General features: G+C 67.3%; 17 protein-coding genes. 4 read left to right on the top strand and 13 right to left on the bottom strand.

The genetic code is table 11. The features are described from left to right. Positions 1–17 precede the first annotated feature (17 nt). The 11 genes from AC3WLC_RS05660 to AC3WLC_RS05610 are packed head-to-tail and all read right to left on the bottom strand — an operon-like array spanning position 18 to position 10,338. Positions 18–905 carry a MipA/OmpV family protein gene (locus AC3WLC_RS05660; RefSeq protein WP_493682949.1) on the bottom strand — a complete coding sequence of 296 codons (888 nt, stop codon included), beginning with the start codon at positions 903–905 and terminating at the stop codon, positions 18–20. A gap of 23 nt (positions 906–928) precedes the next feature. Beyond that, positions 929–2,305 carry a sigma-54-dependent transcriptional regulator gene (locus tag AC3WLC_RS05655; protein ID WP_493682948.1) on the bottom strand — a complete coding sequence of 459 codons (1,377 nt, stop codon included), beginning with the start codon at positions 2,303–2,305 and terminating at the stop codon, positions 929–931. Continuing rightward, positions 2,302–4,029, bottom strand: coding sequence for a sensor histidine kinase (locus tag AC3WLC_RS05650; protein ID WP_493682947.1), 1,728 nt, complete (start codon positions 4,027–4,029; stop codon positions 2,302–2,304). Before AC3WLC_RS05650 ends, AC3WLC_RS05655 begins: the two co-directional genes overlap by 4 nt. A gap of 40 nt (positions 4,030–4,069) precedes the next feature. Further along, positions 4,070–4,504, bottom strand: coding sequence for a DUF2147 domain-containing protein (locus AC3WLC_RS05645; protein ID WP_493682946.1), 435 nt, complete (start codon positions 4,502–4,504; stop codon positions 4,070–4,072). Then, positions 4,501–4,893, bottom strand: a complete 393-nt coding sequence (locus tag AC3WLC_RS05640) for a DMT family transporter (RefSeq protein WP_493682945.1) — start codon at positions 4,891–4,893, stop codon at positions 4,501–4,503. The genes AC3WLC_RS05645 and AC3WLC_RS05640 overlap by 4 nt, the downstream gene beginning before the upstream one ends. Further along, positions 4,890–6,050 (bottom strand): GNAT family N-acetyltransferase, encoded by a 1,161-nt coding sequence (locus tag AC3WLC_RS05635; protein ID WP_493682944.1) that lies wholly within the window; start codon positions 6,048–6,050, stop codon positions 4,890–4,892. Before AC3WLC_RS05635 ends, AC3WLC_RS05640 begins: the two co-directional genes overlap by 4 nt. Next, positions 6,047–6,892, bottom strand: coding sequence for an alpha/beta hydrolase (locus AC3WLC_RS05630; protein WP_493682943.1), 846 nt, complete (start codon positions 6,890–6,892; stop codon positions 6,047–6,049). The genes AC3WLC_RS05635 and AC3WLC_RS05630 overlap by 4 nt, the downstream gene beginning before the upstream one ends. 13 nt (positions 6,893–6,905) lie before the next feature. After that, entirely contained in the window at positions 6,906–7,268 is a 363-nt protein-coding gene (locus tag AC3WLC_RS05625) for an EamA family transporter (RefSeq protein ID WP_493682942.1), read from the bottom strand. Beyond that, the gene (locus tag AC3WLC_RS05620) at positions 7,265–8,188 is read right to left on the bottom strand and encodes an arginase family protein (RefSeq protein ID WP_493682941.1); all 924 of its coding nucleotides are present in this window, start codon (positions 8,186–8,188) and stop codon (positions 7,265–7,267) included. Before AC3WLC_RS05620 ends, AC3WLC_RS05625 begins: the two co-directional genes overlap by 4 nt. A gap of 16 nt (positions 8,189–8,204) precedes the next feature. Beyond that, the gene (locus AC3WLC_RS05615; RefSeq protein ID WP_493682940.1) at positions 8,205–9,653 is read right to left on the bottom strand and encodes an aspartate aminotransferase family protein; all 1,449 of its coding nucleotides are present in this window, start codon (positions 9,651–9,653) and stop codon (positions 8,205–8,207) included. After that, the gene (locus AC3WLC_RS05610) at positions 9,646–10,338 is read right to left on the bottom strand and encodes an MtnX-like HAD-IB family phosphatase (RefSeq protein ID WP_493682939.1); all 693 of its coding nucleotides are present in this window, start codon (positions 10,336–10,338) and stop codon (positions 9,646–9,648) included. Before AC3WLC_RS05610 ends, AC3WLC_RS05615 begins: the two co-directional genes overlap by 8 nt. Before the next feature lie 552 nt (positions 10,339–10,890). Between AC3WLC_RS05610 and AC3WLC_RS05605 the strand changes: the two genes are divergently transcribed. Genes AC3WLC_RS05605 through AC3WLC_RS05590 form a run of 4 tightly spaced genes read left to right on the top strand, consistent with a single transcriptional unit; the run spans position 10,891 to position 17,971 of the window. Beyond that, the gene (locus tag AC3WLC_RS05605; RefSeq protein ID WP_493682938.1) at positions 10,891–11,676 is read left to right on the top strand and encodes an IclR family transcriptional regulator; all 786 of its coding nucleotides are present in this window, start codon (positions 10,891–10,893) and stop codon (positions 11,674–11,676) included. Further along, a complete protein-coding gene (locus AC3WLC_RS05600; protein ID WP_493682937.1) occupies positions 11,673–15,521 on the top strand; it encodes a hydantoinase B/oxoprolinase family protein in 3,849 nt (1,282 codons plus the stop codon). Before AC3WLC_RS05605 ends, AC3WLC_RS05600 begins: the two co-directional genes overlap by 4 nt. A 46-nt stretch (positions 15,522–15,567) precedes the next feature. Beyond that, positions 15,568–17,241: an OPT/YSL family transporter gene (locus tag AC3WLC_RS05595; RefSeq protein WP_493682936.1), complete on the top strand. Its 1,674-nt coding sequence runs from the start codon at positions 15,568–15,570 to the stop codon at positions 17,239–17,241. 58 nt (positions 17,242–17,299) lie between these two features. After that, on the top strand, positions 17,300–17,971 hold the full coding sequence (locus tag AC3WLC_RS05590) for an AroM family protein (protein ID WP_493682935.1): 672 nt from the start codon (positions 17,300–17,302) through the stop codon (positions 17,969–17,971). A 138-nt stretch (positions 17,972–18,109) separates the two neighbouring features. Here the strand turns inward: AC3WLC_RS05590 and AC3WLC_RS05585 are convergent, their stop codons facing one another. Both AC3WLC_RS05585 and AC3WLC_RS05580 read right to left on the bottom strand, forming a co-directional pair. Then, a complete protein-coding gene (locus AC3WLC_RS05585; RefSeq protein WP_493682934.1) occupies positions 18,110–19,069 on the bottom strand; it encodes a catechol 2,3-dioxygenase in 960 nt (319 codons plus the stop codon). Next, entirely contained in the window at positions 19,066–20,175 is a 1,110-nt protein-coding gene (locus tag AC3WLC_RS05580; protein ID WP_493682933.1) for a 5-methyltetrahydropteroyltriglutamate--homocysteine S-methyltransferase, read from the bottom strand. The genes AC3WLC_RS05585 and AC3WLC_RS05580 overlap by 4 nt, the downstream gene beginning before the upstream one ends. Positions 20,176–20,188 lie beyond the last annotated feature (13 nt).

Raw genomic sequence — 20,188 nt, 5'->3', positions numbered from 1 at the left:
GCGTCGGCTGGTCGGCCTCAGCCGCCGACGTGGAAGGAATAGCTCGCGCCGATGCCGACCGAGAACTGGTTGCGCTGTCCGAGCTGGTCGACCAGCGGCGAGTTGCCGGCATCCCCGACCAGGCGATCATAGCGGGCGAACAGCGTAGTCGAGAAGCTCGGCGACCACGCATATTCCAGCGATGAGGCCAGGCCGACCGATTTGGCGCCGGCGCCCGGCTTGTAGGCGGAAATCGTGCCGTTGAGCGCGGCCTCTCCGGGCAGCACGCCGAAATTCCGGCGCATATAGGAGGCGCTACCGAGCGAGGCGCGCGGGCCGACGGCGAAGGTGAAGGCGCCGAAGCGCTCGACCCAGTCGGCCGAGAAGTCAGCGACCACGCCGTGGTGGCCGTTGAAGCCCTGGCGAACCTCGACGCGCGTGCGCAGCCGCTCGGGAATCACCCAGTACTCGGCGAAGACGCCGGCCTCGATCGCCCAGGGCACGTCGCGCATGCCGAGGAGCCGGATGCTCGAGCCCGAATAGCGGCCGGCGCGATAGGCGCCGACCACGCCGATATCGAAGCGGTCGGTATCGTAGATCGCGTAGTCCAGGCTGTCGTCGGGGGCGCTGAACCCGGCCGGTTCGCCGGCGCGGCGCCACGACAGCGACGGCATGAAGGACGGTCCGGCGGAATTCGCCCCGTCATATTTCGGCCCGACCTGGAAGGAGCCGCCCAACGTGATGATCCAGCCTTTGGCCGGTGTCGGATCGGTCAGGATCTTCTTGGTGTCGTCATCGTCGTCGTCATCGTCGTTCGCGCGCACGGCCCCGTTCGAGATGACGAGCAGCGCGGCGATCCCGGCCAGGACAGCGGCATGCCGGCGCCGGCCGCGGGCTGGGCGTTCGTGACGTCCGAGAGAAAGCATGGAGGAGGTCGTCCCGTGAGTCGTCAGTCCGCGATGGCGCGGCCTAGCCTAATACCGAGTTTCTTAATGCGGTGCCAAAGGCTTCTTTCCGCTATGCCTAGCAATTTCGCAGCCCTGACCTGCACGCCGTCACTGCGCCTGAGCGCCTCGATGATGAAATCACGCTCGATCCGTTCGAGCTCGGCGTCGAGATCGCGCGGCAGGCTGTCGCGATCGCTGCGGCGAGGGGTGCTGAACAGGTCCTGCGGCAGGTCGGTGGCATCGATCGTCGGCGTCTTGGCGACGATCACCGCCCGCTCGATGCAATTGTGCAGTTCCCGGATGTTGCCCGGCCAGTCATAGGCGGTCATCGCAGCCAGGGCGGCCGGCGAGAACCCGCTCGCGCGCTTGCCCATGGCATCGGCGAGCTCGGCCAGGAAATGCGACGATAGCAGCGGGATGTCGTCGGCGCGGTCGCGCAGCGGCGGCAGCAGGATCGGGAAGACGTTGAGCCGGTAGAACAGGTCCTCGCGAAAGCTGCCCTTGTCGACGGCCTGGCGCATGTCCTTGTGCGTCGCCGCGACCAGCCTGACATCGACCGTCTGGGTCCGGGTCGCGCCGACAGGCTCGAAGCTGCGCTCCTGGATCACCCGCAGCAGCTTGGCCTGGATCGGCAGCGGCATGTCGCCGATCTCGTCGAGGAAGAGCGTGCCGCCATCGGCCGCGGCGAAGCGCCCGGTACGGTTGGCGAGCGCCCCGGTGAAAGCGCCCTTCACATGGCCGAAGAGCTCGCTCTCCAGCAGGGGCTCGGGAATCGCCGCGCAGTTGACCGCGATGAAGGGCTTGTCGCGGCGCGGGCTGTTGAAGTGGATCGCCTTGGCCACCAGTTCCTTGCCGGTGCCGCTCTCGCCGTTGAGCAGCACGGTCGCCTTCGTCTCGCAGACCTCGGTGACCTGCTCGATGACGCGCCGGAAGGCGGCGCTGCTGCCGATCAGCGTATCGAAGCTGTAGCGGCCCTCGAGTTCGCTGCGCAGCCTTTCATTGTCGCGCACGACGTCGGCGAGGCGCAGCGCCCGCCGGATCGTGGCCGAGACATCGTCGATCTCGAAGGGCTTGGCGATGTAGTCGAACGCGCCCTCCTTGACGAGGTCGACCGCGTCGCGCACCGCCGCGAAGGCGGTGATGATGATGACCGGGACCTCGGGCCAGCGGCTGCGGACCTCGCGCAGCAGCGCGCGCCCGTCCATCACCGGCAGCCTGAGGTCGGTCAGCACCAGGTCGAAGCGCGCTCGTTCGAGCTCGACGAGCGCGGCGCGCGCGCTGTGGACGGCCGTCGCCCGGTAGCCGAGATCCTCCAGCGCCGCCGCCAGCACGTCGGCCAGCCGCACCTCGTCGTCGACCACGAGGATGGAATGGCTCATGCCGACGCTCCCGGTTTCGCCCGCGGCAAGGTGATGGTGAAGGCGGCGCCCCTCCCCGGCTCGCAGACGCAGCAGGCACTGCCGCCATGGGCCTCCGCCACGGTCTGCACCTTGGCGAGCCCGAGCCCGGAGCCCTTGGCCTTCGTGGTGAAGAACGGGTTGAAGATCTCCTGACGGATCGCATCCGGCACGCCTGGGCCCTCGTCGCTGATCGTCAGCGAGACGCACTCGCCGGTGGCGCGCACGCCGGCCTGGATCATGCCCCCGTCCGGCATGGCATCGATCGCGTTGAGGACGAGGTTGAGGCAGGCCTGGTAGAGCTGGTCGGGATCGCCGAGGACCGTCGCGCCGTCGCTATGGTCCTCGACCGAGAGCGCGACCTTCTGCCGGGAGAGTTCCGGTGCCGCGATCGCCGCGACGCGATCGATCACCGCGCGCAAGGGCAGCTCGACCTTCACCGGCGGCTTGGGCTGGGCAAAGTCGAGGAAGTCGCGGACCAGGGTCTCGATGCGGCGGACCTCGTCGATGACATAGCCCAGCATCTTCTCCTCGGCGCCGCCGAGCTTGGCGCGGTTGCGCACCACCTCCGTCGAGGTCTTGATGATCCCGAGCGGGTTGCGCACCTCATGGGCGATCACCATCGCCGCCTGGCCGAGCGCCGAGAGCCGGTCCTTTCGCCTGAGCTCCGCCTCGAGTTCCTGCAGTTTGCCGAGCTGCTCGGCCATGCCGTTGAAGCCGGTGGCGAGCTCGACGAGCTCGCGCCCGCCGCCCGCCGAGACGCGCTGGCCGAAATCCCCGGCCGCGATCGCCCGCACGCCATGGGTCAGCGCGCGCAGCGGCCGCACCAGGAGGTCCGAGGTCAGGATGCCGACGACGATCGAGATCGCGCTGCCAAGCAGGAAGATGCCAAGGAACAGGCTCTCCCGGCCGAGCTGCTCGAAGAAGCCCGCCTCGCTGCGCATGCCGATGAAGCTGATCGCCGCGAGCTGGCCGTCGATGCCGCGCAGGCCCGCATAGACGGCCCGGTAGGCGCCGCCATCGGCATCGGAGTCGAAGATTCCATCCTCTCCGGCCTCCAGCTTGGCCCTTATGGCCTCCGGCACCACGGCCGCGCGGTCGGAATGCGTCTGCATCACGAGTTCGGGCTTGCCATCGAACAGGGCGAAGAAGCGAATCTCAAGCGCAGTCACCACCTTGATGCCGCCGAAGGAGCTTTCGTCGAGCCAGGTCCCGACGAGAAGGTTGGCCGGCTGGCCGCCGATCTGAACGGCCTGGACGGCGCCCGCCATGATCCAGCGCTTGCCGTCGGTCTCGATCCGGAACAGGCCGAGACTGGTCTCGGTCGGCAGCGGGGCGGGGCTGCTGAAATCGCGCGTCTTGTACAGCACCTCGCCGCCGGGGCGATAGATCGCGATCAGGTCGTAGCCGACCGAGTTCAGCACAGCGAATTCGCGCTCGACCGTGCGCTGCATCTTGTGGTCGTCGCTCGACTGTTCGAGCCGATGGCCGATCACGCCTGCGACGCGCTGCGCCTCCTGCGTCGCCTCGGCGATCTCCAGTGCGAAGAAGCGCGAGGTATCGCCGAGCCATTGCTCGACATTGTCCTCGAAGGCGTCCGAGATCAGCTTAGCGGCGATGAAGGCCGAGCCCAGCATCGCCGGCACGCTGACCAGCATGAAGCCGATCACCAGCCTGAACCTGAGCGATGCCATCCGCGTCGACATGCCGGATCCCGTTTCTGTCACCCCCGGCCGCCGGCGGCCGTCATGGCTGCCGCGACCAGATGTCGTCGTCGCAGATCAGGCCGCCGAGCACGCAGCCGCGCACGACGAGGCTCCCGGAGGCGTCCAGTTCGAGCGTCGTGCGATAGGTCTTGCCGTCGGCCGGGTTGTAGCCCTCGCCTTCCAGCCCGCCTTTCGCGGCCGGCTTGAAGCCGGAGAGCACCTGGATTCCCATCAACGAGCGTTTCCGCAGCCCTTCATTGGGATTGTAGATGTCGAAGCGCGCCTCTTTCAGCCAGACGATCTTGCCGCATAGCGCCGGGCCGCAGCGGGCGATGGCGATCTCGGATTCGCCGTCCGAATCGCGCCAGCGGCCGACGACGTCGCTCATCGGATCGGCTAGGGCCGGCAGCGTCGCCATCAGAGTAGCAGCCGCCAGCGAGGCCAGGCCAAGTCCAAGGCCAAGTCCGCGTCTCATTCGTCACCCCCGAGCAGGAACACGCCTGCGATGATCAGCGCGATTCCGCCGGCACGAACCAGATCGATGTGCTCGTCGAAGGTGAACCAGGCGAACAGCGGAACTGTGACATAGACCAGTCCCGTCATCGGGAAGGCACGGCTGAGCGGCATGTCGCGCAGGATCGCCATCCAGACGACGAAGACGCCGATATAGCCGAGCGTCGCCAGCCAGACGCCGGGCAGCGAAATCGCCTTCGCCATCATGGCGAGGCCGAAATCCATGTCGCCGATCCCGTCCGCGCCCCATTTGAAGGCGAGCTGCGTGCCGGTGTCGAGCACGATGAAGGCGAGCCAGATCGCGAGCTGGCGCCCCCATGAATTGCTTGCCGGTGGCGAGATCGTACTCATGCGGCCTTCTTTCGGGCGATTGCGGCAAGATCGGGGTCGAAGCGCTCGAAGCCGAGCCAGGGACTCAAGGAGCGCAGCGCCCATTGCAGCGGCGCGAGCCGGTGCCTCACATGCAGGGTCGAGGGCACCAGCCGGCTGCCGAAGCGCAGCTTGGAGGCATAGGCCGTCTGGCCGCTCTGGAGCGCGTGGATGCCGTGCTCCAGGCAGAAGCGGACATTCGCCATCCAGCTCACGGCGTAGAGATTGTGCTCGCGGGCCAGCGGGTAGCGCATGCCCAGGAACTTGTCGATCACCCGGCCGGGCTCGACCAGCAGCAGGTTGAAGGCGGCGAGCTCATCGCCGATCCAGTAGAGCGCGAACACTGCCCGCTCGCCGAGCGCCCGCGAGACCGCGCCGAAATAGCCGGGCGGCAGCACTTCGAGCTCGCCATAGTCGAGCCCGCTCTGCGCCCGCGTCGCCTCGTAGAGTTCGTCGATCCCGGGCTCCAGCCCGGCAATGTCAGTGTGGAAGGCGATACGGACCTCGCTCGCCTTGGCGAGCTTGCGCTTGATGTCCTTGCGCGTCGCCGCCGAGAGCGAGGCGAGATAGGCAGCCTCGTCCTTGAAGGGCAGGTCGAGCAGCGCGATCGGCAGGCTGCCGAGCCGGGCGAAGCCCGCTTGCTTCAAGGCACGACCGAAGCCCTCTTCCTCGGCCGGCGCCAGGTCCTTCCAGACCACGAGATGCGCCTTCTCCTCGGTCGCCTGCCGCTCCAGCGCGGCGGCGAGCGCCTGGAAGGCGGCGGCACGCCCGGCGGCGTCGAGCTTCGGCGAGAAGCCGAGATGGCAGCGCTCGGCATAGGGCGAGCCGACGCAGAGCACCTTCAGCGTGACCAGCCCCGGCACATGGCGGAACAGCGCGTCGCCGAAGCTCCGCAGCTTGCCCTGCAGCGGCGTGTCGAGCCGGTAGTTCAGCCGGAAGAACGGCGCCACCGCGACGACCTCGCCGTCAACCTCCGCGCAGGCGGCGGCCATGCGCAGGCCGACGCCCGTCTGCGCGGCGATCGCGTCGCAGGCCGTGTAGTAGGCATAGGATTCGGCCTCGCCGGGCAGGCAGGCGTCCCAGGCGGCAGCGGCGATGTCCGCGATGCCGGCCAGGATACGGCCTTCGGGCGTGCTCATTCGGCTGCCACGACACGCAACGGCGTCGCCGGGCGGCGGGCCTTGGCGAGCCGCGAGGCCAGCGCCAGCGAGCGCTCGATCACGATGTCACGCTGCTGGTCGATGGTGACGAGATGATAGCTGTCATCGAGGATCACCGCATCGACCAGCCCGCCGAGCTTGCGCTGGATCTCGAAGGCGTTCGAGAGATCGGCGATATCGTCCTCGCGCGGATGGACCAGCAGGGCCGGGCACTTCACCTGCGGCAGCTCGCGGCGGGTGACGGCGATCAGCTCCCACATCTGCTTCAGCGCGCCGGCGGGCGTGCCGAGCAGGCCGGCGGTCGAGCTGTCGCCGCTCGTCAGCGACGAGACCACGAAAGCGCGGGCGCGGGTGTCCTTCAGCCCGTAGGGCTCGCGTTCGACGAAGCTGTAGCGCCGCACGAGCGGCGCGTTGATGAACCATTTCAGCAGGAAGGCGTAGCGCGGGATCGACCAGCCGTCATACCAGAGGGTCGGGGCGTAGAGCGCGAGCCCGTCGACCTCGTTCGGGCGCAGGGCGGCGACATGCATTGCCAGCACCGCGCCCATGGAGAGCCCGCCGACGATCACCGTGTCGCAGATCTCGCGCATGCGCTGGAGCTCGTCGAGCACGCTCTGCGTCCAGTCGCGCCAGTCGGTGGCGAGGATCTCGGCCTCGCCGGCGCAATGCCCGGCGAGTTGCGGGCAGTGCACAGTATGGCCCGCCCGGTGCAGCGCGCGGGCGACGAAGCGCAATTCGACCGGGGTGCCGCCGAGGCCGTGGATGAGCAGGAAGCCGGTCCGGTCACCGGCGAGGCGGACACTGAAATCGCGCTTGGTCATCGGAACATGTCCGTCAGGCTGTTCTGGCGACGATGATGACGCCGCAGGTGATCAGGAGGGAGCCCAGCCATTGCCGCCGGCCGACGCGCTCGCCGAGAAAGACTGAGCTGGCCAGGGTGATGGCGAGGAAATTGGCGCTGGCGATCGGGAAGGCGATTGAAAGCGGCACTTCGGCAAGAATACGCAACCAGATGAAGAACTCGGCGACATAGGTCACGAGCCCGGCGGTGACCCAGCCGCAACGCGCCGCCGCCGCCGCCGTGGTCCGGAAGTCGGCTCCCTGTGGCAGCCGGTCGGCGCCGATCTTGAAGAAGATCTGTCCGGCAACGTCGCAGATCACCGACAGCACGAACCAGAAGATAATCGTCGTGTTCATGACAGCACCCGCTGGAAGCAGTCGATCAGGCCTGCATTGACGCGGGCGTTGACGGAGAGTTGCTCGGGCGTCGGCCTGAAGCGTGGCGGATGGTCAAAATAGGCGAGCGCCGCGCGGAAGGGATCGGTGAAGCGCGGCTCGGACCAGTCACCGCAGACATCGGCGCCGACGATCCGGCGCTCGCTAGCCAGCCGCTCGACCGCCGCCAGCAGATGGCGCAGCGGCAATTCGCCCTGGTCCCAATTGGTGCAGGCATCGCCAGGCCCGAGCACGTCCTTGTCGATCGTCAGCCAGACGGCGGTGGTCGGGATCGCCGAGATCAGCTCGTCGAGGAAGTCGGACCAATCCACATCCGCGAGGTTGCGCCAATGCAGATGGCCACCCTGCTGGCGGAAGCTGTCGGCTTTGCCATAGCGCCCCCAGACCCGCGACGGTTCATGCCGCCAGGGGTAGAGCGCGATCCGCCCCTCGGCCACGGCCCGCAAGTTTGCGAACTGCCATTCCGGGCGGACGAGATCGTCGCTGCACGGGCCGATCGTCACGACCTTATGGACCTGCGGCAGCTCCAGCGCCCGGTTGACCCAGGCGCCGCAATTCACCGTGGCCGGGAAGCTGACCCAGTCGGGATGGTTGTCGAAATGCACGACCGTGACCGGTTCCTCGACGCGGCTCAGCAGCACCGAGGTGACGTGGTGGAAATCGCCGGAGCCGTAGAAGAAGACGGGCACGCCCTGACCTTCGCCATCACGCTGGCCAAGCCGCTGCAGCAGCTCGGCCTTGGCCCGGCGGCCCGCGACGATGCGCATGGCGCCGGCAAGGTCAGCCGCGGCGATGCACGCGGCCGTGCCGGCGTCGATGCGCCGGCGCAGCGGCTCCTGCGCCGCCACGCTACCGTCAAGGTCGATCACGCGCAGGCGCAAGGCCCGTCTCCACTGCTCAGGCGCTGGCGACGCGGGCGAAGAGCTGGTCGAGCAGCTCGATCGCGAGGTCGATTTCGGCATAGCTCATGGTCAATGCCGGCGCGAGGGTGATGACGTTCTTGTAGTAGCCGCCGATGTCGAGCACGAGGCCGTAGCGCTTGCCGCCGACCTCGAGGTCCGCCTTCATGCCCTCGTCGCACATCAGGTCGACCAGCCGCTTCGACGGGGTGAAGCTGTCATGCGGCTCGCAGATCTCGATCCGCAAGGCCATGCCGAGCCCGTCGACCTCGCCGACGATCTTGTGGCGGCGCTTCAGCCCCTGCAGACCGTCGAGGAAATACGCGCCCTTGGCCATGACCATGGTCTCGTAGTCCTCTTCCTCCATCATCTTCATCGCTTCCAGCGCGACGGCGGTGCCGAGCGGGTTGGCGTTGAAGGTCGAATGGGTCGAGCCCGGCGGGAACACGGTCGGGTTGATCAGCTCTTCCTTGGCCCAGATGCCGGAGAGCGGGTTCAGGCCGTTGGTCACCGCCTTGCCGAAGACGATCACGTCCGGCTGCACGCCGAAATGCTCGATCGACCAGAGCTTGCCCGTCCGGTAGAAGCCCATCTGGATCTCGTCGACGACGAGCAGGATGCCGTGCTGGTCGAGCACCTTCTTGAGCTCGATGAAGAAGTTCGGCGGCGGGATGACGTAGCCGCCCGTACCCTGCAGCGGCTCGACATAGAAGGCCGCATATTCGGCCTCGCCGACCTTGGGATCCCAGACGCCGTTATATTCGCTCTCGAACAGCCGGGCGAACTGCTGCACGCAGTGATGCCCGTACTCTTCCTTGCTCATCCCCTTGGGCCCACGGAAATGGTAGGGGAACGGGATGAAATGCGCGCGCTCGCCGAAATGGCCGAAGCGGCGGCGATAGCGATAGGACGAGGTGATCGCCGAGGCGCCGAGCGTACGGCCGTGATAGCCGCCCTCGAAGGCGAACATCAGGCTCTTGCCCTTCTTGGCGTTGCGCACGAGCTTGAGCGAATCCTCGACCGCCTGGGCGCCGCCGACATTGAAGTGGACGCGGCCCTTGGTGCCGAACTTGCGCTGTGCGTCCTGGGCGATCATCGCCGCGAGCTCGATCTTCTCGCGGTGCAGATACTGGCTCGCCACCTGCGGCAGCGTGTCGATCTGGCGCTTCAGCGCATTGTTCAGGCGCGGATTGGCGTAGCCGAAATTGACGGCCGAGTACCACATCTGCAGGTCGAGGAAGCGGTTGCCCGCCGCATCGAGCATGAACGAGCCTTCGCAGCCCGAGAAGATCTTCGGGAACTGCGTGTAGTGAACGGTGTCGCCATGCGAGCAGTATTCGGCCTCGAGCGCGAGCAGGCGGGCCTCTTCCTCGGCCAGCGTCACCGCCGGCGCGGAGGAAACATCGACCGGCTCGGCGCGGTCGAGCAGGGTGAAGCCGTCATCCATTGATCATATCCTTGCGTGCAGGGGCTGCCGGTTCCGTCGTGGTCTCCGACAGCAGGGATTCGAGGAGGCCCACAGCCTCCGAGAAGGTGTTGAACGGGCGATGGCCGATGCCGTTGTCGCGGCAATGTGCGATCAGGCTCTTCTTGGCGAAGACGAGATCGGCCTGGCCGGCCACGCAGAAATCCGAGCGGCCGTCGCCGACCAGCAGGGTCAGCGGCCGGGAAAGGCTGCTGGCGACGCGGCACTTGCAGGTGCCGCTGGCGCAACCGCCGGACGGGTCGGCATGCGGCGAGGTCAGCCGCCAGCGATCGCCGGGCAGCGGCTCGACATGATTGGCGACGACGGTGAGGCCGCTGAGGCCGGCGCGGCCGAGCAGCGCGTGGATGGTGCGGTCGAGCCCGTCGGAGACGACCGTCACCGGGATCCCGGCGCGCTGGCATAGCCGCACAAAGGCAGCAAAGCCCCAGTCGATCGCCAGCGAAGAGACGAAGGTGTCGAACACGTCGGGCGAGGCATGCAGCAGCGCGACCTGACGCTGCATGCATTCGCGCGAGCCGATCTTGCCGGCAACCCAGTCCGCCTCGATCTCTTCCCAGCCCGGCTCCGCGAAACGCTGCAGCACGCGATCGGTCGTATCCTCGCGTGAGATGGTCCCGTCGAAATCGACGATTGCCTGCCAGTTCATGCCCGCTGCGCTCCAGCCAGTCCGCGCGTCGCCTCAGCAACCTCCGTGCCACCCACCAAGCTATTGAAATATTTAGATAAAGAGAGCTACAATCCTGGGCTACAGCTCCCGTCTTTTGGAGACGGCTCCATTTTTTGGAGCCGTCTGATCGGTTTTGGTGCCGTGAGCTCGCCCGGGGATTGCCGGGCAAGTGGTCGTCGGAAGCTTCGTCGCCAGGATAGGGCGCAAGAACCCCTCCCCCTTGTGGGGAGGGGCAGGGGTGGGGGTCGCAAAGCCGGAACGATCGGCAGACGCTCATTGTGCTGCCGCTGCTGTCAGCGCTTTTCTCCTGCCGGCCACCAGGCGCCCCCATCCGCCTACCCTTCCCCACAAGGGGGAAGGGAGCCGCCCAGGCGATCAGCCTCCAGGGAGACACCTCCCGCCGCGAACGATTCGAACCGCCAGAACCCCACCAGCGACACAAACCGTCTTGACTCATCGTCAGCTCGGCGTATTGTTCCTTTTATTGCAACTTAAGTTCCATTTTTTGGAACTTTTCTTGGAAGCGACCGGATGTCCATCCTCACGGCAGCCGCAGACGTGCTTCGTTGCTTCTCCAGCACGCGTCACGACGTGACAGTGACCGACCTCGTGACCCTGCTCGGCATGCCCAAAAGCAACGCCTCGCGCCTGCTCAGGGCGATGCGCGACGAAGGGCTTCTGGAGACGGTCGGCGACAGCAAGCGCTATCGCCCGGCGCTGCTGCTCGCGCAGGTCGGCCAGCTCTATCGCTTCGCCGCTTCGCTGATCGACCGCGCCGACGCCGTGGTCGGGCGCGTCTCCGATCAGATCGGCCATACCGGCTATATCAGCGTCCGCCGCGGCACCGAGATCATCGGCGTCACCGCCCATCCCGGCCGGCACGCGCTCCGCGTCGTCACATCGATCGGCGACCGCATCCCGGCCTTCGCCTCCAGCACCGGCCGCGCTCTGCTCGCCCGCCTGTCCGATGACGAGGTCCGCGCGCTCTATCCGGAGGGCTTCACCGCCCCGTCGCAGACCGCCCCGCGCGACATGGACGAGCTGCTGGCGCGGCTGGCCGAGACCCGGCGCGCCGGCTTCGCCGAATCCCATGACGAAGCGGTCCGCGGCGTGCGCGCCATCTCTGTCGGCCTCGGCGATCCCGCCACCGGCGACGAGGTCGCGCTCTGCATCTCCTTCCCGGCCGCGACGGTCGAGCCGGGCGAGCGCCTTTCGATCATCGGTTCCCTAGCCGAAGGCGCCGCCGAGATCGCGGCGCTGACCCATGACAAGCGCTTCTTTCCCTTGAACATCTCACCCGCGGAGACTGCTCCATGAGCAATCGTTGGCGTATCGGCTTCGACATCGGCGGCACCTTCACCGACTTCATCCTCTATGACGGGCAGGAGCGCTCGGTCCGGCTGCACAAGCGCCTGACCACGCCGCACGACCCGTCCGAGGCGGCGCTGATCGGCCTCGGCGAGCTCGTCGAGATGGCAGGGATCACGCTCGCCGATGTCGGCGACATCGTCCACGGCACGACGCTGGTCACCAACGCCGTGATCGAGCGCAAGGGCTCCAGGCTCGGCCTGATCACCACCAGGGGCTTCCGCGACATCCTCGAAATGGGGACCGAGCAGCGCTACGACATCTACGATCTCTTCCTGACCTTCCCCGACCCGCTGGTCTCGCGCGAGCATCGCCTCGAAGTGCCCGAGCGCATGGACCGCGACGGCAAGGTGGTGACCGCGCTCGATACCGAGGCCGTGCGCAAGGCCGCCCGCGAGCTCGCCGCCGCCGGCTGCGAGGCGATCGCGATCTGCTTCCTCAACAGCTACCGCAACCCCGCCCATGAGCAGGAAGCCGGCCGCATCGTCCGCGAGACCTGCCCGGAGCTGACCGTATCGCTGTCGAGCGAGGTCGTCGCCGAGATCTGGGAATACCAGCGCTTCGTCACCACCGCCGCCAACGCCTATGTCCAGCCGCTGATGCGACGCTATCTGGAGCGGCTCGAGCGCGAGCTCGCCGCCCGCTCCTTCACCGGCGCGCTCCGGCTGATGCATTCGGCCGGCGGCCTGGTCTCGCCCGAGACCGCCCGCACCTTCCCGATCCGCCTGCTGGAGAGCGGCCCGGCCGGCGGCGGCCTCGCCACGGCCTTGTTCGGCGAGCTCGCCGGCCACAAGGACGTCATCTCCTTCGACATGGGCGGCACCACCGCCAAGGCCTGCATGATCGAGGACGGCCGCGCCGAGATCGCGCCGATGCTGGAAGCCGGCCGCGTCAACCGCTTCGCCAAGGGCTCCGGCCTGCCGATCAAGGCGCCGGTGATCGACATGATCGAGATCGGCGCCGGCGGCGGCTCGATCGCGGCGATCGACGAGGTCGGCCTGCTCAAGGTCGGCCCGCATTCGGCCGGCTCCGATCCCGGCCCGGCCTGCTACGGCATGGGCGGCACCAAACCGACCGTGACCGACGCCAACCTCGTCCTCGGCTATTACGATCCGAAGTTCTTCCTCGGCGGGCGCATGGCGCTCGATCTCGACGCGGCGCGCAAGGCCGTCTCGACTGTCGCCGAGCCGCTCGGCCTCTCGATCGAGGAGGCCGCCTGGGGCATCCACAAGGTCGTGGTCGAGAGCATGGGCGCGGCTGCCCGCGTCCATCTCGTCGAGAAGGGCAAGGACCCCCGCCATTACGCCATGGTGGGCTTCGGCGGCGCCGGTCCCGCCCATGCCGTCGACGTCGCCCGCGTCCTCGGCGTCAAGCAGGTCATCATCCCGCCGGCCTCAGGTGCCGCTTCGGCACTCGGCTTCCTTGCCGCGCCCCTCTCCTTCGATCAGGTGCGCTCGCTGCCGGTCGAATTCTCGGAGGGCTTCGACGCCGCCGCAGTCAACCGCGTTCTGACCGAACTGGAAGAGGAAGGCCGCAAGCACCTGATCGAAGCCGGCGTGAAGCTCGCCGACGTCACGGTCGAGCGCTCGGCCGACATGCGCCTCGTTGGCCAGATGCACGACATTTCCGTGCCGCTGCCCTCAGGCGCGATCGACGCGTCGAGCCTGGAGGCGATCCGCGCCGCCTTCAGCAAGGCTTATTCGGCCCGCTACACCTCGGTCTACGAGGGCGCGCGGCTGGAGGCGATCAATTTCCGCGTCCGCTGCGCCGGCCCGGTGCCGACGCTCTCGCTCTCCGGCGCGGCCGGCGGCGGCGACGCCACGGTGAAGATCAAGGGCAGCCGCCGCGCCTGGTTCGAGGGCGGCTGGAGCGAGGCCGAGGTCTACGACCGCTACGCCTTGCGCTCCGGCGACACCATCAGCGGCCCTGCGATCATCGAGGAGCGCGAGGCGACCACGATCGTCCCGCCCGGCGACAAGGTCACGATCGACGATGTCCTGAACCTGATCATCCATGTCGGCCAGGCCAACGCGGCCGAGACCACGATCACCGCCGGCATGCCGCTTGCCGAAGCCGCCCGCCGCATCGAGGCCGATCCGATCTCGCTGGAGATCATGTGGAGCCGGATGATCAACGTCGTCGAGGAGATGTGGCTGACCGTCTGCCGCACCGCCTTCTCGCTGGTGATCTCGGAAGCGCAGGACTTCGCCTGCGAGCTGCTCGATCCCGAGGGCGAGACGCTGGCGCATTCGCCGCGCGCCATGCCGGTCTTCAACCTGACGCTGCCACGCGCGGTCAAGGCGCTGCTGGAGCGCTATCCGGCCGATACGCTGAAGCCCGGCGACGTGCTGATCACCAATGATCCCTGGCTCTGCGCCGGCCATCTCTTCGACATCGCCATCGTCACCCCGGTCTTCCTGGGGAACCGCGTCGTCGGCCTGATGGGCACGGTCGGCCATGTCTCCGACATCGGCGGCACCAAGGATTCGCTGCGGGCCCGCGAGATCTACGAGGAAGGTTTCCAGATCCCGCCGATGAAGCTCTACGAGGCCGGCAGGATCAACGAGACGCTGGTCCGGCTGCTGGCTGAGAACGTCCGCAATTCCGAGCAGGTGCTCGGCGACCTCCATTCCTTCGTCGCCGCCAACGCCATCGGCGCCGAACGGCTGCAGTCCTTCCTCACCGATTACGGCATGCAGGACCTCAGGGCGCTTGCCCATGTCGTGCAGAGCCGCTCCGAGAAGGCGATGCGCGAGGCGATCCGAGCGCTGCCGGACGGCGTCTATCACGGCACCGTCTCGAACAACCCGCTCGGCACGCCGATGACCTATCCGCTAGCGCTGACGGTCAAGGACGACACCATCCATCTCGACTTCGCCGGCGCGCCGCCGCAGCTGCCGCAGGGCGGGCTGAACTGCACGCTCAACTACACGATGGCGCACGCCACCTACCCGCTGAAATGCATGCTCACGCCATCGGTGCGCGGCAATGCCGGCTGCTATCGCGCCTTCTCGATCGATGCGCCCAAGGGCTCGATCCTGAACTGCGACAAGCCGCTGGCGGTCAATTTGCGCACCCGCACCGGCTGGTACCTAGCGCCGAACATCTTCCGCGCTTTGTCGCAGGCGGCGCCAAAGCAGGTGCAGGCCTTCACCGGCCTGCCGGTAGCGGCGAGCGTCTATGGCCGCGACCAGGCCGGCGACACCTATTCCGACATGCTCTTCGTCGGTGGTGGCCAAGGCGGCTCGGCCCATGGCGACGGCAAGTCGGGCCTGCTCTACCCGACCTCGGCGGCCAACACCTCGATCGAGACCTTCGAATCGCGGGTGCCGGTGCTGGTGGTCGAGAAGACCTACCTGACCGACTCCGGCGGCGCCGGCCGCCAGCGCGGTGGCCTCGGCCAGCGCGTTCGCCTGCGCAAGCTCTCCGATGACGGCCTGCCGACGCTGGTCTCGCTCTATCCGGAAGGGGTCAACAACCCGATCCCGGGCCTGTTCCAGGGCAAGGCCGGCGGCGGCGCCTCCGGTCGGGTCATCGACGAGCAGGGCCATGTCCTCAAGGACGTCGGCACAGGCGAGCTCGTCCAGGTCAAGCAGCCGCACGAGATCGTCGAGCTCGTGCTCGCCGGCGGCGCCGGCTACGGCCAGGCCTCCGAGCGCTCCCGAGAGGCGATCGCCCGCGACATCGCGCTCGGCCTCGTCTCGCCGGAAGCGGCCAAGCGCGACTACGGCATGCATGCCGCCCATGCCTCCCAGGATGTCGGCGAAGCCAAGACCGGCATCCTTGTTGCCTGACGGATCAAACGGACAAGCCCACAGGGGCGAATGAGGGGATTGAGGCATGACGACGCAAAACGACGGGGTGCCTCAGCGGCACCCCAGCCTGTTCGAGCCGGCGACGCTGGCGCTGATCGCGATCCTCTGCGTCTTCGGCGCGATCATCGGGATGCAGCTGCTGGTGTCGCTCGGCATCACCGCCAACACCTCGCTGATCGGCGCGCTCGCCGCCATGGCGCTGGCGCGCGTGCCGCTCGCGATCTTCGCGCGCTACCGCTCGATCCACGTCCAGAACCTGGCCCAGAGCGCGATCTCCTCGGCCACCTTCGGTGCGGCCAACAGCCTGCTGCTGCCGGTCGGCATCCCCTGGCTGCTCGGCCGTCCGGATTTGGTGCTGCCGATGCTGGCCGGCGCCTTCTTCGCCATGCTGCTCGACGGCTACCTGCTCTATCGGATGTTCGATTCCCGCGTCTTCCCGGCGACCGGTGCCTGGCCCCCGGGCGTCGCCGCCGCCGAGGCGATCAAGGCCGGCGACGAGGGCGGACGCAAGGCGGTGCTCATGGGCGTCGGCTTCGTCACCGCGATCATCGTCGGCTTCGTCAAGGTGCCGCTGGCCTGGATCGGCTTCGCCGGGTCGACTGCGGTCTCCGCCATCCCGATGTCAGCCTTCGGCGTCGCCTTCATCGGCAATATCTGGGCGCTGGCCATGTTCGGCATCGGCCTGCTGCTGCGCGGCTATTCCAGCCAGATCTTCGGCGGCCCGCTCTTCGAGACCATCATCCCGAAGGGCGACCTGATGGCCGCCTATATCCCGCACGGCTTCATGATCGGCGCCGGCCTCGTCGCGCTGCTGCAGGTCGGCATGCTGCTCTTCCGCCGCAGCGAGGCGCAGAGAGAGGCCGAGGCCGCCGCGGGTACGTCCGACGCCGAGGTGAAGCGCGCGCTCGGGCTCGGCACGATCGGCTATCTCGTCATTGCCGTCTTCCTCGCTCTGGTCGGCGGCCTGATGAGCGACATGTCGATCGGCATGCTGATCCTGTTCGTGCTCTACGCCGCCTTCGCCGCCTATGTGCATGAGCTGATCGTCGGCCTCGCCGCGATGCATTCCGGCTGGTTCCCGGCCTTCGCGGTGGCGCTGATCACTTTGATCATCGGCATGCTCTTGGGCTTCCCGATGCCGGCGCTGGCGCTGCTGGTCGGCTTCTCGGCCGCGACAGGTCCCGCCTTCGCCGACATGGGCTACGACCTCAAGGCCGGCTACCTCTTGCGCGGCAACGGCGTCGATCCCGCCTTCGAGCGCGAAGGCCGCCGCCAGCAGCTCTTTGCCGCGATGTTCGCCTTCGTCGTCGCCGGCGCGGTCGTGCTGGTCTCCTACCAGTCGTTCTTCGACCGGAACCTCGTCGCCCCCGTCAACAAGGTCTATGCCGCGACGATCAAGGCCGGTGTTGCACCCGGTGTGGCCTGGCAACTCTTCCTCTGGGCGATCCCCGGCGCGATCCTGCAGTTCATCGGCGGGCCGAAGCGCCAGATCGGCGTGCTCTTCGCGACCGGCCTGCTGATCGCCTTCCCGATGGCGGGCTGGGCGGTGCTCGCCGGCATCCTCTGCCGCCTGGTCTGGGAGAAGCTGCGCGGCGCCGATGGCGAAGGCGACATGGAGGTCTTCGCCGCGGGCGTCATCGCCGGCGACGCGATCTTCTCCTTCTTCGACTCCGTGCTGAAGAACTTCAACAAGCCTTGAATACGCAAGGCCTGGGCCGGCAACGGCCCGGGCCGCTTACATCCAGAAGGACGCAGCCATGGCCAAGCTCGGCACCCTCACAATCGGCCAGGCGCCGCGCGCCGACATCACGCCGATCCTCGATGCGGTGCTGGGTGCTGAGCTTCCGCGCCAGCATGCCGGCGTGCTCGATGGCCTGTCGCACGATGAGATCGACCGTGACTTCGCACCCGAGCCCGGCGGCGCGCTGCTGATCACCAAGCTGCTCGATGGGGCCTCGGTCGTCATCGACCGCCAGCACACCGAGCGTGCCGCGCAAACCAAGCTTTCCATGCTCGAAGCTGCCGGCTGCAACACGATCCTGATGCTCTGCACCGGGCATTTCGCCAGCCTGCGCACGGAGCGCGCTCGATTGATCGAGCCGGACCGCGTCCTGCCGCCGACGGTCGCGGCACTGGTCCAGGATGCTCAGCTCGGCATCATCGTGCCGCTCGCCGAGCAGATCGCCTCGGAGGCCGGGAAATGGACGCCGCTCGGCCGCCCGCCGATTTATGTCGCCGCCTCGCCCTATGGCGGCGACGGCCTGACAGTCGCGGAGGCGGCTGAAGCCCTGGCCGAGCGCGGCGCCGACATCCTGCTGATGGACTGCATGGGCTTCGTCGAGCGCCATCGCCAGGAGGCGGCCGCCGCCGGCCTCCCCGTCATCCTTTCGAACGCGCTGATCGCCAAGATCGTCTCGGAGGTGGTTTGAGAGCAGTCACCCTCCAGCGTCATTGCGAGCGAAGCGAAGCAATCCAGGAAGACGTAGAGCTCTGCCGCCCCTGGATTGCTTCGTCGCTAGGCTCCTCGCAATGACGGTTCCAGCGATTCCATCTGATCGAACCCCGCCCTACCCCTTCGCCCCCGGCGGCGTGCCATGGGTGTGAAAACTCTCGATCGTCTTCAGCCCCCAAGCCTGGCCCTTCTTCCGCTCCTCTTCCGTCCAGGTCACGGTCTGCCAGTCGGGATCGAGGATCAGGCGGGCGCCGGCATTGGCGATCTCGACGCGGTTTCCGGCGGGTTCGTAGACATAGAGGAAGAAAGTCTGCTGCACCGCGTGCTTGTGCGGGCCGGTCTCGATGAAGACGCCGTTCTCGAGGAAGAGATCGGCCGCCTCGAGGATATGCTCGCGCTGGTCGACAGCATAGGTGACGTGGTGGAAGCGCCCGCGCGCCGGCGTGTGGTCGCGGGTATAGGCGATGTCGTAGCTCTTGTTGTTGACGGTGAACCAGCAGCCGCCGACTTCACCGGAATCGAGCACGATCTGCTCGGTCACGCGGCTGCCCAGCGCCTTCGGCATGAAATCGCGGATCGCCGCGACGTCCTGCGCCAGGAGATTGAGATGGTCGAGCCGGCGCACGGCGCAGCCACGGCCATGGTTGCGCTGCGCCTGGTTCTTCAGGGCGGGTCGCTCCTTTTCAGGAGCGGCATACTTATTGGTCTCGAAATAGATCTCGAAGACATGCTCGTCAGGATCGCGGAAGCGATAGGCCCGGCCATGGCCGAGATCGCCCTCGCTCCAGCCGATGCCGCAGCCCATCGCCTCGATCGCCGCGACGCGGCGCAGGAGCGCCGCCTCGCTTGAGGCGCGATAGCCGATATGGCCGACGCCCGTGGTCTTGGCCGCGGTGAGCTTCAGTGTGTGGAACTCGTAATCGTCCCAGGCGCGCAGATAGACGCTGTCGCCCTCGCGCCCGCTCTCCGTCAGCCCGAAGATGTCGACGAAGAAGTCGAGGCTCTCCTGAGGCTTGTCGGTGAAAAGCTCGACATGACCGAGATGGGCGATGTCGAAGCAGGGCTCGGTGCTCATCCCCAGACTTCCTTCGCCACTTCGAGGATGCGCGAGAGCTTGGCCCATTGCTCGTCCTCGGCCAGGACATTGCCTTCCTCGGTTGAGGCGAAGCCGCATTGCGGCGACAGGCAGAGTTGCTCCAGCGGCGCGAACTTCGAGGCTGCCTCGATTCGGCGCTTGAGATTGTCCTTGCTCTCGATCTCACCGAATTTCGAGGTCACCAGCCCGAGCACGACCTGCTTGTCGCCCTTGGGCAGGAAGCGCAGTGGCTCGAAGCCGCCGGAGCGGTCGTCGTCCCACTCCATGAAATAGCCGTCGACATTGATCTCGTTGAAGACCATCTCGGCGACCGGCTCGTAGCCGCCGGAGGCAATGAAGGTCGACTTGAAATTGCCCCGGCAGGTATGGGTGGTGATCTGCATGTCGGCGGGCTTCGCCTTCAGCGCTGCATTGAGCACGTCGCGATAGATGAAGACCAGCTGTTCCGGGTCGTCGCCGCGCTCGGCCAGCATCTTGCGCTGCTCGGGATCGCAGAAATAGGACAGGCTGGTGTCGTCAAGCTGGAGATAGCGGCAGCCGGCATCGTAGAAGGCCTTGATCGCCTTGGCGTAGACCTTGCCGAGATCCTCGTAATAGTCCTCGATCCTGAGATAGGCGCTCGGATCGATCGCCTTCCGGCCACCGCGGTAATGCAGCATGGACGGGCTCGGGATCGTCATCTTCGGCACGCGGCTGGTCGTCGAGGCCAGGAACTTGAAATGGGCGAGATGCGGGTGATCGTCCGGAAAGTCGAGCTTGCCGGTGACGCGGACCGCATGCCCCTTGGTGGTGACGCCCTTGAACTGGATGCCTGAATCGGTCTCGAAGCTGGTGACGCCGGAGAGGCCGTCGAGGAAGTCGAAATGCCAGAAGGCGCGGCGGAACTCGCCGTCGGTCACGGCCTGCAGGCCGACCTCCTCCTCCTTGCGGACGAGCTTCCTGATCTCCTCGTTCTCGATCGCGGTCAATTCGGCCTGACCGATCTCACCAGCCGCGTGTTTGGTGCGAGCGTCTTTCACCGGCGCACTGCGCAGCAGGCTGCCGACCATGTCGCCCCGGAACGGCGGCTTCTGTCTCTGGCTCATGGCGTTTCCTTTC

The sequence above is a fragment of the Allobosea sp. GW821-FHT03A12 genome, from assembly GCF_058986765.1.
Note: the sequence above shows the minus strand (reverse complement) of the source record. Positions and strands in the feature narration are given on the sequence as shown.